Raw genomic sequence first — 13,463 nt, forward strand, 5'->3', positions numbered from 1 at the left:
TTCCTTGATAGAAGTAAATTGACTTAGCCCTATGCCCCATTTTTTACAGGCCGGTCCAATGCAGGTTCGCTATGAGAACGGTTTTTTACGGTATATGACAATTGGCGATTCGGAAATCCTTCGCATGATTTACGTAGCCATCCGCGACCGAAACTGGCAAACAACAACGCTGGTAATTCTGAACGAAACAATCGAACAAAGCCCGGATTCATTTCGGGTTAACTATGATTGGGAAACCAACGATCTGGGGATTCAGATGACAGGACACGTTGCTATTCAAGGCAATACAGATGGCGTTATTACCGTCGATTTCTACGGGAAAGCCGTAAATGACTTTCAAAAGAATCGGATCGGTCTTTGTGTCCTGCATCCGGCCCACGACGTTTTGGGGCAATCCGCCGAGGTTACCAGCCCGGATGGAAGCCTGCTCATGGGCCACTTCCCGACGTTCATTAGCCCAAACCAGCCTTTTCTTGCTATGAAGACGTTTCGCTGGCAATCCGCTTCAGGCTCGGTCTGGCAACTGGATTTTTCGGGCGATGTGTTCGAGATGGAAGATCAGCGAAACTGGACCGATGCGTCTTTTAAAACCTACTCAACGCCCGTTGCCTTACCGTTCCCGGTAGCGGTTTCTGTGGGCGATGAGTTTCGGCAGCAGGTAATTTTTGGCCAGACCAAACAGAGCTTTTCGGGAGAACCGTCGGAACCAGAATCCCGAAAATGGGCTGCCGCACTAGATTCAGCAAAACCCACCCGACCGCAATTTGGCGTAGGGCAGCGAACGGGCGGACCGGCACTCACTGCCACCGAAGCCAATCTATTAAAACCGCTAAATCTGTCGCATTTACGAACCGATGTGTTTTTCAGTCTACCGGATTGGTCGCGGCTTTTAAGCGACGCCATTGCTGATGCTGAACTACTGGAAGTGCCACTTGAACTGGCCGTATTTTTTGGTGAAGAGCCACTGACTGAACTCCACTTATTGCAGACCGTTTTACGGGAACAAAACGCCGAAGTGGGCTCAATACTGCTATTTGAGGCAGCTACGCTGACAACGTCAGATGAATTGCTAAAAACGGTCGTACCAGAGTTACGGACAGAATGGGCTGGCCTGGCAATTGGGGGCGGAACCGATGATCATTTTGCCGGGCTGAATCGTAATCACTTCAACACGGATTGGGTTGATTTTGTGACCTATTCGGTTTGCCCACAGGCACATGCAACCGATGAACTGACCATTACGGAGAACATTGCTGGTCTGTTGCCAACGGTACTAACGGCCCGGCAGTTCGGTGGTGGTAAGCCAATTCATATTTCTCCGGTTGCGTTTAAACCCCGCAATATTACCGTCGCTAATGTGGCCGACGAGCGCCAGACAAATGTGGCCGACCCTCGCCAGGCTACCGAATTCGGTGCCGAATGGACCCGTCAGAGTTTGACCGCATTAGCTGACGCCGGTGTTGCATCAATCACCTGTTACCAGTCGCATGGGCCAGGCGGTTTGGTAAACGGCGACACGGTTTATCCGGTTTATGATGCAGTCGGCAGTCTTCAGTAGGCAGTGGACAGTCTTCAATAGGCAGTGAGTTATCGCTTACTGCTTACTGCCTATTGAAGACTGCCCACTGCCTACTGAAAGCGGTACATCTTCCGACAGTTCAGCCTGTATTTCCGACGGTTGAGTCACTGTTTGCTTTTGCATCAGAGCCATCAGGAATATATTTACTAACGAATGGAAAAGCTGAATGACCGTTGGCTGCGACTGGTGGGCATACCCCTCGTTTCGATCGTATCTAATTTTATTTTCTTTCAACCCGACAACGACGCTCATCACATCAGTCGCTGGATGGCGCTGGGCGTGAGTCTGGTGGAGTGCGTACTGATTTGGGAGATGGCCCGAATGGGCATTATTCGGGCGCGTCGGCATTATCCGAAACTTAGTCAGACAACACCTCGTATTATTGAACAAGTGGTCTGGTTCACCGTGACGACGATTATACAGCGGGTGGGTATCGTTTATCTGTATGACGTTACCGAGTTTTGGGGTTACCCCATGAGCGCGCGAGCCTACTGGCTCAATACGCTGATTCCATTTCTGTTTACCGTACCGATGGCCACGATTTACGAAGCGATGTATCTCTATCGCCAGTGGTGGGTAACCTACTACGAAGCCGAACAACTGAAGAAACAGGCGCTTCAAAGCCAGCTTGACTCGCTGAAAGCACAGATTAACCCTCATTTTCTCTTCAATAGCCTCAGTACACTCTCATCGCTGGTGAGTGAAAATCCTAAACAGGCCGAGCGATTTATTGAAGAACTGGCACTAGTGTACCGCTATGTACTCCAGACCAACGAACAGCCACTAACCACGCTGGACAGTGAATTGCAATTTATCCGGGCCTATTTTCATTTACTGCAAATGCGTTTTGGCCGAAGCGTTGAGTTAGAAGTATCGGTCGATGAGCAGTATTATTCGTTGCTCATTCCGCCCCTGACCCTGCAACTGCTGGTCGAGAATGCCGTCAAACACAATGCTGCTTTGCCCAACAGACCGTTGGTGATCCGGATTTATACCGATCAGGCACGGCGGCTGTTTGTCAGCAATACCGTCAGGAAGAAACAAAATCTGGTGCCTTCAAACCGGACAGGATTGGCCAATATTACGGCCAAATACCGGCTTCTGGGCCAACCAGCCGTGGTTGTCGAGCAAACCGACGAACACTTTCAGGTAATGATTCCGCTTATTCACGAAACCCGCTATGACCATTCTCATCATTGAAGACGAAGAACTCACTGCCCGAAAACTTCAGCGGTTGCTGCTGGATGTAGAGCCAACGGCCGTTATCGTTGGTATGACAGTTAGCGTTGATGAGTCAGTTGAATGGCTTCGATCGAACGCTCGGCCCGATCTTATTTTTATGGACATTGAACTGGCCGATGGACAGAGTTTTGATATTTTTAACCATGTTGCCGTTACGAGCCCCGTTGTGTTTACAACGGCTTACGACGAATATGCCATTAAGGCTTTCAAAGTCAGTAGTATAGACTATCTGCTAAAGCCAATAAAAGAAGATGACCTGCGCCGGGCATTGGCCAAACTTCAGGCACTTAAGGAGGTATTGGTGAGCCAAACGGGGGCAACTGGTCCGGCGGGACTGGAAGCATCTCTGGCAGACCTTCTCCAGCAGTTGCGGAAAACACCGTTGATTGCGCCAGCTGCACCGCCCCTGATTTCTGGCATGAATGAAGCTAATCAGACTTACAGGGATCGATTTATGATCAAGCAGGGACAGCGGTTATTTTCAATCGAGGTCGACGAGGTTGCCTATTTTATAACCCGGAATAAGATGTCGTTCCTGAAAACGAAGGAAGGCTCAGAATGGCTGATTGACTATACACTGGATGAGCTATCGCAAATGCTTGATCCCCGACGATTTTTTAGACTTAACCGGCAGGTAATTGCCGAACTGCGGTCGGTGGATAAGGTGCATTTGTACTTTAATGGGAAGCTTAAGGTTGATATGTGTCCTGTTTTTGACGAAGAAGTGGTTGTTAGTCGTGAAAAAGCGGGTGAATTCAAGCTTTGGTTGGGTGAATAAAATCGACGCTCCAGCCGTGAATACGGGCCATTCGGTAGTCGCAGTGTTTTAGCAAAATTTTACGCTTGCCAGTTTTGTGTCGTTCCCACAAACCAAACGACAACTAATGAAACATAGCCTCTTACTTTCATGCTTCCTGCTGATTTTCCGTTTGCCGATTATCGCTCAGACCTTGACGCCAGAACAACTCCAGACCGATTTCGCCCGGTTCCGGACGGCATTGAATGAAGCTCATCCGGAGATGTATCGCTACACCCCCAAACCGACGTTCGACTCACTCTTTGCGGTAACAGCCGCGAAATTGAACCAGCCAATGACCCGGCAGGAATTTTACGTGACCATGACACCCTTGCTGGTTGCTTTGCGTGATGGGCACATAAAATGGATTGTTTCGGGCCGGGATGAACATTATCCATTCGCAACCGAAAAGTTGTTTCCACTGAAGTTGTATTTTCTGGGCAACAAAGCATGGGTAACCGGAAACTACGGTACAGGTAATGTTCCTGCCGGAGCTGAAATTATCTCGATCGATGGGCAACCGATAGCTGCCATTATTCAGAGGTTGCTTTCAGTTATGACGTTTGCCGATGGTAATCGCGTAGGTGGCAAATATGAAGATCTGAATCAGTACTTCTCGGGCTACTATGCCACCTTTATGGCATCGCCTGATACGTTCGAGGTGATTTTTAAAACCCGTGATGGAGAAGCAAAGGCTGCTTTACCGGCTGTTACCGAAGCCGGGATCAAAGCTTATGTCGAGAAGAATAAACCAGCTGCGCAAAAACCATTTCGGTTAACTTACAAAGATTCGAATACGGCCGTACTGACTATTGAGCGTTTCTGGGCTGATAAAACCGATCCGGACTTCGGTTCTTTTTTGAAAGATTCCTTTCGGGAAATCAAGCAGAAAGGTATTCAGAATCTGGTCCTTGACCTACGCCATAACGAAGGTGGGGAGGAGTCGTGGGGCGTTTTACTGGCCACGTATTTTGCCGAAAAACCCTTTCGCTATTATGATCAAATCCGTGTTCGGCAGAAGAAGAAATATTCGTTTCCTGTCTGGACGTCAAAGCTATATATGAAATTTCGGTGGCTGGCAGTAAAGAAACAGGGCGACGGTTACGTATTTACAAAGCAGCGGGGTTTGAAAATGCAGAAACCCAATCATGATGCCTATCATGGCAGCCTCTACGTGCTGATCAATGGGACCAGTTTTTCGGTAACCTCTGAGTTCGCTGCTCGCCTACACGCCGATCGAAAATCCCGTTCAGGTGGGGTAACATTTATAGGACAGGAAACTGGCGGTGGCTATAAGCTCGATACCAGCGGTCTCTTTGCAATTACGCAATTACCCAATTCTAAAATTGACCTGGGCATTGGCATGTTTGGTTTTCATATGGCTAACGTGTCTGATTACCCGCACCATGACCGGGGCATCATTCCTGACCACCAGATTGATCCTACCATCGACGACATCCTGAATCGATACGATCGAATCATGGAATATGCCCTAAAGCTCGCTCAATCGCAGAAATCGGCCTTAACGAGAACTGAATAGACTTCATCAAAAAAAGCCTTTTATGAAAAATCTGTTAACGACAGTTTGGCTGTCGCTTGGGTGCTTCGTTGCCTTTGCTCAGGTACCAGAGGAGCCATTTATACGTCAAACTCCTCGTCCCGTCTCAGAATTTCAAATCGGTTACAACCGCGAAACCTACAAGATGCGGGATTTACAGGCATCACCAATGCTGTATGTGGCAAACCTGAACGGTGTTCGGGTAGCTTACTCCCGGCTAATGACAAAAAACCAGTGGCGTATTGTGGCTCAGGCAGGTCTGGGCGATTTAATTGCTCCCGGTTTAGGCATACGATCAATCAAGTTTTCGTCCGGGCAGGAACAACCCCTGTGGCTGGTTCCAACGCTATATTCCGGGCAAGTCGAGCTTGAATACCGCCGGCTCATTCAACGAACAACTGACCGGACGAGCTGGCTTGGACTAGGTATTCACGATATGTTTGGGTATGCAGATGGGCTCGTTTTATCGACCTGGGCGCTGAATACGGCCGCTTTGGCAGTGTTGTACAGGACGCAGTTAACACTTGGCCGGAAGCATTCACTAAGTGCGCAGGTTTCACTTCCCCTGATCGCATTCATTGGCCGAATGCCCTATAGCAATGTTATTTCAGAACCAAACCGGTCGAATGCTTCGTCTTTTCTGAGTGGATCGCAGTGGGCAACTGTCAATCGGTTCCTGAATCCTCAGGTCGGCATTGGTTATCGGTTTGAGCTAAGCCAGCGGGTCGCGTTCCAGGCCGACTATCAGTACAACTGGCTGCGCTATACCGAACCACAACTGATCCGATCGGCAACCCACCGGGCTAATCTTTCCGTTATCTACAAATTTCAATGGCAAACCCGATGAAATCCTCGACGATATACTCCCTGAAAACGATACTTTTAAGTTTGCTGGCAATGCTGGTGGTTGCGTGTAACGACCTGACGGTAGGGCCCGAACCGGTCAATACGCCCGAATCGAATTTCGATCAACTCTGGCAGGAGTTCGACCGGATGTATGGTCAGTTTGCGGTGAAACAGATAGACTGGAACGCTGTTTATGAAAAATATCGGCCTCAAATTAAGCCACAAATGACGGATAATCAGTTGTTTGATGTGATTACTCAGATGCTGGGGGAGCTAAACGACGGCCATGTCTGGATGGTAAAACCCGGCCCGGATTATCGACGTTACGATAGTGGCCCTAACTATCCAACCGATGAATTTGACCTGAAGGTCGTAAAGAAATACGTAATGGATAGTCATGAAATCGGCACCGCAGATGGGCTTAATGTTTTCTATGGAAAACTAGACGGGAACATTGGTTACCTCTATTTCGTGGATTTGGGCCAGAACCCAAAATTCTACGAGCGGGCAGTTGACGAAGCGCTGGCTGCCCTGGCCGATACCAAAGGAATTGTCGTCGATGTTCGGAATCTGACCGGGGGCGATGATCGCTCAGGGCAGGTAGTAGCCGCCCGGTTTGCTTCGGACCGGAAGTTATTTATGACAACCCGTTTTCGAAATGGGCCAGAGCATTCGGATTTTACAATGCCTGTTGACTGGTTTGTGGAACCGGCCGGGACGTTTCGATATGTAAAACCGGTTATCCTGCTGACCAATCGAATTACGCAAAGTGCGGGCGAAACGTTCACCCTGGCCATGCGCCAGAATGCCAATGTAACCCACATGGGCGACACCACATTTGGCGTTTTTTCTGACAATCCAAAGCGTGAATTACCTAATGGCTGGATTTATGCCCTTAGTTCGGGTGATTTCAGAGCGGCTGACGGCAAGAGTTACGAGGGCATAGGAATCGAACCGAAGCAACGGATCGTCAATACCAAAGATGATCTGGCCGCTGGTCGGGATGTGGTGCTGGCGAAGGCAATAGCCTTGCTGAGTAAGTAAGTGGGTTTACTGTTTAAAGCAGGAATAGTATCAGATATAAAACTGGATAGTTTATATCTCGCTTTATATCAGCCGATTAGTTATAAGGGTATACGCAATGAAGAAGCCGAAAATTCAGTGCTACGGTAATTCATTGGTGGGTAAAACGGAGAATGTGGTATCAGGTCTAAACATTGATACTGTCGCTTATTCTTCCAATAAAGTGTTTCAGATCATTTTGGCTAACAGGCTTTGTTTGATAATCGAACACACCTACTGATCGGTATAACTGGTTTTGAGTTTCCCAATACTCTTCGGTTAAAATGATGATTGGAATTTCGGCTAAACGGCTATCAAGCTTAAAGCGTTTGATCCAGTCAATTTCTGAACCAGTGGGCGAAATACCATTTAACACGATGGAACTTGGTAGATTCCTATCGGTCTGTAATTGTTGTTCAAATTGAGTAAACGACTTAAACCAATATAATTCAAGGTTAGGGGCCCATGTATTTATTCCCTGTTGAAGTATCATAAAGTCGTCCTGATCCTCATCTAGTAGGGCAACCCAGTTGTTATCCGATTTCATACTCAAACTTTATACATTTTAATACGTCTATAAAGCATTGTCCTTACTAAAATGTTTGCTGAATGTGGTGTTTCCACGGAGATATTCTTAACTATTTACTTGAGAAAGCTCGGCAATTTGGCAAGTAATAGGAATGACTCTTAGTCAGTTACAGATACTTGGAAATAGTTTGAGGGGATGGTTTTGTACAAGCATTAAACAGTTTCATGGCTAATGAGCCTAATCTGGCCGAACTAATACGCGTTGGTAAGACAAGTGCTTGGCCAATTTAAACCTATAAGCCGGCCCGGCGCATTGGCGGGCCGGCTTATAGGTTTGTCATGACTATTATGTATAAAATATAAATTGGCCGAGCACTACACTAGCTTAGGTCAATAACGGCTGCTTTTTGTAATAAATCCTGCACTTCGAAATCGGTTGTCTGCGAAAAATCATCGTACCACGAACCTACACTATAGAATGGTTCTGGTGTTTTGGCGCAGATAACGAGGTCGGCTTCGTGCTGTAATTCGTCACAGGATTGTTCGGTTGCCACCGGTACGGCTATTATTAGTTGAGCTGGGTTTTGCTGCTTGATTGCCAGTAGGGCAGCCTTCATACTGGCACCCGTTGCCAGGCCATCATCGATCAGGAAAATTGTTTTTCCGCTTATGGTTTGGGCGGGTTTATCGGCACGATACGCGCGTTCACGACGCTCTAATTCCTGACTTTCTACCTTAACAACCTGAGCGATCGTTTCCGGCGAAATAGCCTTTGATCGAATCAGCGATTCATTCATGACTACTATGCCTCCCGAAGAAATAGCACCCATAGCTAGCTCTGGCTGCTTGGGGAATCCCAGTTTGCGAACAATAAAAACATCAAGCGGGCAATGGAGTCGAATGGCGACCTCATAGGCAACCGGAACGCCACCGCGTGGCAATGCCAGAATGAGGCTGTTGTCCTCTCGGTCATAGCGGGCAAGCATTTGGGCTAACACCTTGCCGGCATCGCTTCGGTCTTTAAAACGCATTGACAGCAAAATAAATAGCCTGGTCAGTCACATGAGGAAAGGCGTATGAGCAACCTTGGCACGACTCCAGCAAAAGTCCTATGGGGAAATTAACCCGACTAATGCTGGATTTGTTAACGGATAAACCATGAATTAATTACTGGAGTACGCCAGTCGGAGCAGACGGCCTTTCTGGCGATTTACCAGATCGGAGTTGACAATCAATTTAGGTATGAAAACGATTCGCCCAACTCCTGGTACTACTGTTTGAGCAACCGGACGACCGAAGCGGGCATAGAAAACGCTTAAGCAGTCTTTGGGTAATAAATCGATGCAGAGATTGATTCCGGCAAAGTTATTTAACTGGTAGAATTTAGTAAAAAACCGCCATTCCTGTTCTGTAAAACAGGTGGTTAGTCGCTCGGCAACCATTATATTGACAGTATCCGGATGGTTTAATAATTGGGGCCATCCTGCTTTCAAAAAAGGTTGTATCTGCGAGTCATGAAGCCGTCCAAAATATTGGCCTACCGTTCGTTTCGTGTGGAATCGTTTTAAGGCATACATATTCGCAGTACGATTATAGAGTGGACATAATCCTTCAACACCACCCGTTGTGTTGCCACCAATAACGCAAAAAGGCCAGTCTAACACCGCTTCGCCTGGTTGTTTTTTCACCCGGTCCATATACGGGAAAAAAGTGCTGGCAAAATGATAAGGTTTCTGGGCATACCGGAAGCTATATACACTATATAACTCGATGCTACCAATTACCAGGAGAATGATTGTGACAATCTGTTGTAAATAGTCTTTTTTGAATGAAATATGTAGAGCGAAAAAAGTTAAAATGACGGGATAAATGACCGTAACCCGAGCAGGAATTCGGTTAAAGCGACACCAGGGAAACACTTGAAGGATTGGTACACGGATCGGGTGATAGAAAGCGTGCAGCAGACAAAAAACTAATAAGGGCACATAGACCCAAATCATTTTACGTCGGGATTGCCCAAAGCCAATTCCGCCAGCCAGTAGGAGAAACCACCCTGGGCTACCAGCCCCATTCCCTTCGGGCATGTCGTGTAGCCATTCTGTTAATGGGTTCAGCAAGGCGTTATACGACGAGAAATATGGCAAAAATAAACGGGCAGGATGTGTCCAGCCATGTCCACCGGCAAAACGATCAACGAAATGAAACAGGCTCGCCTGATGGTAAACTTCCCATAAAAGTGGAACATATAATAAGCTAAAGAAGAGAGCCAGAAGCACTAGGCTATTGTGCAGAAGAGGATTGCTTACCCATTGATTTTTCCAAGAGGTTAATACCGTAGCGATTTGCAGTTTGAGCGATTCCTTGTTTCGATAACTGGTTATGGATAAAAGGATAAGTCCATAAATAGAAGAAATGGTAAATGAAGTAAGGGCGAAACCTAAAACATAGGCTACATCCTGGCCCAGGCATAGAACGAGAAGGAGCCCTTTTAGAAGGATGAAGCGAATTGGAATGGGTCGTTTAAATACGATACGCTGAACCAGTAGGAAATCGGTTACTATGCTTAAAACGGTCCAGTGAATGATGGCATAGGCGAAATGGCCGGGATATTTGTTAACGGCATAAAAGTTGAAAAAAGAAACGAAAAGGCTAGCTAACAGCGCTTTTTTCTCGCCATATTGACTTCTGAGTAACAAATAAGTCCCGGTTGTTAATATGAAAATACTAAGCAAATAATAGAAATTGAGCCAGGCACCAAGTCCTGCTACCAGGTATAAGACTGCATACCACAGATTACTTTCAAAAGCCCATCCCTGAAAAACGTGATTAGTACCATACGGATAAAAGGTTTGGTTACTGGTTAAGTTAATGTGTGGAAGTGGATTAAATGTCAGGTTGTTAGCTATATAGTAGCCCATATACTCCCATTGATCGACATCACCCCCTTCGGCCAGCGACAAGGGTTCTTTAAAATTCTGAATGACCAGTTGACCAAACAGCAGGGTGAGTGCAACTAGAATGGCAATAGGAATGAGGCTACTATATATGGAGTGAGTACGAAAAGGCGAGGGAGCTATAAGTTCCATAAGCGATAGCAAGCTTAAAAACTGAGTAAGTCCTGACTGAAGGATTTTTGAACTGTATGCCCTTAATTAGTAAAATTCCAAGAATGTGAAATTTAGACTAATGTATTTTATAAATAGTTGTAAATCAAGGCTATGTATTTTTTGGTGGGCTTTTTCCTCTTTTTTATTAGTAACTAGTTAGGCTATTAATCTAGAGAAAGAAGCTCGTTTCTGGTAAAAAATAGCTGATAATTGTACTTTTTTACTTTATTTTATCGTAAATCGAATTGATTGTACTTGGCTAGCCTATTTATTGTACGGTTAATTCAAGTATGTAAAATAATTTCGAGATTTTAGGTTGTGTAATTCATTTGACTAAAACAGTAGTTAACAATGGATATATGTCTATGGATTCAATAGCATATTTGCGCAGCATTTAACCAATCGATTTAGCTGAAAAGGAAAATGACTGCTAAATGATCTGGTATCGATTTTGTGCTTAAACGCAGTAATCCGAAGCAGGTAAATCAGTTGTAAGTAATTGAAAATATACACACTATTCAGTTTGGGTGCTACTGTAAGTCATAACACTAAAGTACTTTTTATTGATTCTTTGTCTTGCCACGTAGGGTTGTAATCGCTAGCCACACGGCGTTCTTCAGGCTAAATCCCATGGCATAAAGCCGTTTTGCTTCTTTAGTTATATCATCAATAGTAGGTGATGGTTCCTGCTGCTGCTGCTTATTTGTTTTCATGGCAATGCTATGACTTATTTCATTTACGTGGATAGCATTGCCACTAACAACAATCAAGCCAGTAGCATAAGTAGACTATTGTTGATGATCAGAAGTAATCTTGGAGAATCTGTAAGCCGCTTTTCTGCGTATGTCTGTCTTGATGAAAGGCGATTTCCGCTTCTCCACAGATGGGATCTACCATTAACACTATCAAGGTCCGGCCTATTATTTACAGATAGGCCGGAATTTTTTTGTCGTTCTACCAGGGGAAAGAGTCGCTATAAACACCACGAATAGAAAATTAGAGCTGAGTTTTCGACGTCCAGTCAGATTGTTGATCTCTTGGTCATGAAAATCAATTACCGGATTATAACGACTTAGTTACCGTTGATTCAAACGCCTGATTCAAAGACTGACTTACTCTGCAGTTGACGCGGAAGATGGAATCTGATGACATTTATGTCCAGGCTTTTCGCTCGGAGCCGTGCCATAGTTTCTAATCTGTGCTTACTAACCGTGGCACGGCTCCGAGCGAAAAGCCTAAATTCAGTTAATGCGACTAAAAATCTGTTGACAGGTATGCCTGCCCAACGAACCTAACCTGGAAGGAAACTGATATGGACTTTCTGCCAGAATACCAGGATTAGCCTCAATACCAGTTTTCAGACTGGCCGAAATGCTGCTTATCACTCCCCAAATGAGCATAATATTTGTTTACTGGCTGCAAGGGTTGCGTAGGAGATTTTACTACAGCCAACACCCAACCCTAAGATTATTGTAACCTGAAGCAGGCCATATCTGTCTGGATTAGCGCACACGGTGGCTTAACAATAATTATACCAATACTGACCCGGACTTCACAGTAACACCAATTTTTTCGGAAGGGTAAGCGCTAAGCCAGGAAATTGTGTATGGACAGAATCAGCTCTCCATTGCGGCCGATTGGTTAACTAAAACACTGGTTGCTGACGAAACACAGAGCGTGAAAAATTAAAAAGCCGTATTACTGGCGATGAGGTTATTGTACAATCTGACTATGTGCTTCCGCCAATCGATTCGCCCGGAACGCAAAAAAACAATGACTAAATGGTAGTTAGGGAGATGGTACTTATTCATTGCTGCGTCAACAAAAAACACTGACTCTAGAAGAATCAGTGTTTACATATTCGTTGTATGACTATGTATTCAATCACCTCAATTTAATGATTGAGATGCCAGGCCATCGGAGCTAAACAAGAACCTAACTACTGACTATTATTTACCAATTGTGTAAGACCTTGCCGGAGTCTGAGTACGTCGCTGACAGACCAATCCATTTCTAAACGGTTGGATAACTGGTTGATTTTTAGTCCGCACATGCGAGAGAACTGTCTTCGTTGCGAATTTGATACGCCATTCAAAAGCGTAATTAACAGGGGTAAATTGCTGTAAAACTGTGTAAAGGCAGTTGTTGGTAACTGATAATGATTGGCCAATAGGCGAATTTCGTTTATTCGCCAGAGAAGTGGATTTCTATAACGGAGCTTAATGCTATTGTAACTTAAACCCACAAGCGAACAGATCAAAGTAGCCTTCTTCTTGTCTTCTTCCAGCGAACGAAGTACAGCCTGTTGAAGATTAGTGAATGAGTCCAGCGCATTTAAAAAAGGAATCAATGAATCCATAGATTTTGGCGTAAAAAACGAGCTGTTTGTATTGAATGAGTGCGGTCTGGTTTAAGTATAATCACCCATTATTGACTCAATAAGTGGTGATTATACTAAACGATTGTAATCCCGGCTTACTATGCAACTAGCAAGTAGTAAAAGCTTGCAAGTGGATTTCACGTGTTAGCGGATCGGATCGCCGATTCGCTGAGGCCGTTTCGTTTGCTGTAAAATGAACGGCACACAGATTTCCGCTGGACAGCCGCACACCGTTGGCATCAATAATACGGTCATGTCGGTGTAACATCCTGACTGGTTATAAACCCGCACCGTGTACGTGGTGGCAACCCCCGGACTGGCCAGGGTGCTCACAAGCACCCCATTGGCGGGAATCACCTGGGCTG

At 45.6% G+C, this 13,463-nt stretch carries 11 protein-coding genes and 1 pseudogene; 6 read left to right on the top strand and 6 right to left on the bottom strand.

Annotated elements, in window-relative coordinates:
* Positions 1-31: 31 nt before the first annotated feature.
* The 6 genes from GJR95_RS36730 (at position 32) to GJR95_RS36755 (ending at position 7,065) form a co-directional block, all read left to right on the top strand.
* Entirely contained in the window at positions 32-1,558 is a 1,527-nt protein-coding gene (locus GJR95_RS36730) for a hypothetical protein (RefSeq protein WP_162390596.1), read from the top strand.
* A 174-nt stretch (positions 1,559-1,732) separates the two neighbouring features.
* A complete protein-coding gene (locus GJR95_RS36735; RefSeq protein ID WP_162390597.1) occupies positions 1,733-2,779 on the top strand; it encodes a sensor histidine kinase in 1,047 nt (348 codons plus the stop codon).
* Complete coding sequence (locus GJR95_RS36740; RefSeq protein WP_162390598.1) at positions 2,760-3,599, top strand: LytR/AlgR family response regulator transcription factor; 840 nt, start codon at positions 2,760-2,762, stop codon at positions 3,597-3,599. Before GJR95_RS36735 ends, GJR95_RS36740 begins: the two co-directional genes overlap by 20 nt.
* Positions 3,600-3,705: 106 nt before the next feature.
* Positions 3,706-5,157, top strand: coding sequence for a S41 family peptidase (locus GJR95_RS36745; RefSeq protein WP_162390599.1), 1,452 nt, complete (start codon positions 3,706-3,708; stop codon positions 5,155-5,157).
* Positions 5,158-5,179: 22 nt separating this feature from the next.
* The gene (locus GJR95_RS36750) at positions 5,180-6,022 is read left to right on the top strand and encodes a hypothetical protein (protein ID WP_162390600.1); all 843 of its coding nucleotides are present in this window, start codon (positions 5,180-5,182) and stop codon (positions 6,020-6,022) included.
* The gene (locus GJR95_RS36755) at positions 6,019-7,065 is read left to right on the top strand and encodes a S41 family peptidase (protein WP_162390601.1); all 1,047 of its coding nucleotides are present in this window, start codon (positions 6,019-6,021) and stop codon (positions 7,063-7,065) included. The genes GJR95_RS36750 and GJR95_RS36755 overlap by 4 nt, the downstream gene beginning before the upstream one ends.
* 166 nt (positions 7,066-7,231) lie before the next feature.
* On the opposite strand, the gene GJR95_RS36760 is transcribed toward GJR95_RS36755, so the two are convergent.
* From GJR95_RS36760 to GJR95_RS36785, 6 genes and pseudogenes are all read right to left on the bottom strand, one after another.
* Positions 7,232-7,630 (bottom strand): response regulator, encoded by a 399-nt coding sequence (locus tag GJR95_RS36760; protein ID WP_162390602.1) that lies wholly within the window; start codon positions 7,628-7,630, stop codon positions 7,232-7,234.
* Between the two features lie 361 nt (positions 7,631-7,991).
* Positions 7,992-8,642 carry a phosphoribosyltransferase gene (locus GJR95_RS36765; RefSeq protein ID WP_162390603.1) on the bottom strand — a complete coding sequence of 217 codons (651 nt, stop codon included), beginning with the start codon at positions 8,640-8,642 and terminating at the stop codon, positions 7,992-7,994.
* Positions 8,643-8,774: 132 nt separating this feature from the next.
* Positions 8,775-10,697 (bottom strand): hypothetical protein, encoded by a 1,923-nt coding sequence (locus GJR95_RS36770; RefSeq protein WP_162390604.1) that lies wholly within the window; start codon positions 10,695-10,697, stop codon positions 8,775-8,777.
* Between the two features lie 581 nt (positions 10,698-11,278).
* The gene (locus tag GJR95_RS36775; RefSeq protein ID WP_162390605.1) at positions 11,279-11,431 is read right to left on the bottom strand and encodes a hypothetical protein; all 153 of its coding nucleotides are present in this window, start codon (positions 11,429-11,431) and stop codon (positions 11,279-11,281) included.
* Between the two features lie 1,226 nt (positions 11,432-12,657).
* The gene (locus GJR95_RS36780) at positions 12,658-13,077 is read right to left on the bottom strand and encodes a hypothetical protein (RefSeq protein ID WP_162390606.1); all 420 of its coding nucleotides are present in this window, start codon (positions 13,075-13,077) and stop codon (positions 12,658-12,660) included.
* Between the two features lie 165 nt (positions 13,078-13,242).
* Positions 13,243-13,463 (bottom strand): annotated as a pseudogene (locus GJR95_RS36785) (hypothetical protein); the annotation flags it as partial.

It is taken from the genome of Spirosoma endbachense, assembly GCF_010233585.1.
GTDB classification, from domain to species: Bacteria; Bacteroidota; Bacteroidia; order Cytophagales; family Spirosomataceae; genus Spirosoma; species Spirosoma endbachense.

What these genes read in the sequence shown, in the direction of transcription:
- GJR95_RS36730 (WP_162390596.1), top strand. Translation starts at nt 32, where the DNA reads ATGCCCCATTTTTTACAGGCCGGTCCAATGCAGGTTCGCTATGAGAAC.
- GJR95_RS36735 (WP_162390597.1), top strand. Translation starts at nt 1,733, where the DNA reads ATGGAAAAGCTGAATGACCGTTGGCTGCGACTGGTGGGCATACCCCTC.
- GJR95_RS36740 (WP_162390598.1), top strand. Translation starts at nt 2,760, where the DNA reads ATGACCATTCTCATCATTGAAGACGAAGAACTCACTGCCCGAAAACTT.
- GJR95_RS36745 (WP_162390599.1), top strand. Translation starts at nt 3,706, where the DNA reads ATGAAACATAGCCTCTTACTTTCATGCTTCCTGCTGATTTTCCGTTTG.
- GJR95_RS36750 (WP_162390600.1), top strand. Translation starts at nt 5,180, where the DNA reads ATGAAAAATCTGTTAACGACAGTTTGGCTGTCGCTTGGGTGCTTCGTT.
- GJR95_RS36755 (WP_162390601.1), top strand. Translation starts at nt 6,019, where the DNA reads ATGAAATCCTCGACGATATACTCCCTGAAAACGATACTTTTAAGTTTG.
- GJR95_RS36760 (WP_162390602.1), bottom strand. Translation starts at nt 7,630, where the DNA reads ATGAAATCGGATAACAACTGGGTTGCCCTACTAGATGAGGATCAGGAC.
- GJR95_RS36765 (WP_162390603.1), bottom strand. Translation starts at nt 8,642, where the DNA reads ATGCGTTTTAAAGACCGAAGCGATGCCGGCAAGGTGTTAGCCCAAATG.
- GJR95_RS36770 (WP_162390604.1), bottom strand. Translation starts at nt 10,697, where the DNA reads ATGGAACTTATAGCTCCCTCGCCTTTTCGTACTCACTCCATATATAGT.
- GJR95_RS36775 (WP_162390605.1), bottom strand. Translation starts at nt 11,431, where the DNA reads ATGAAAACAAATAAGCAGCAGCAGCAGGAACCATCACCTACTATTGAT.
- GJR95_RS36780 (WP_162390606.1), bottom strand. Translation starts at nt 13,077, where the DNA reads ATGGATTCATTGATTCCTTTTTTAAATGCGCTGGACTCATTCACTAAT.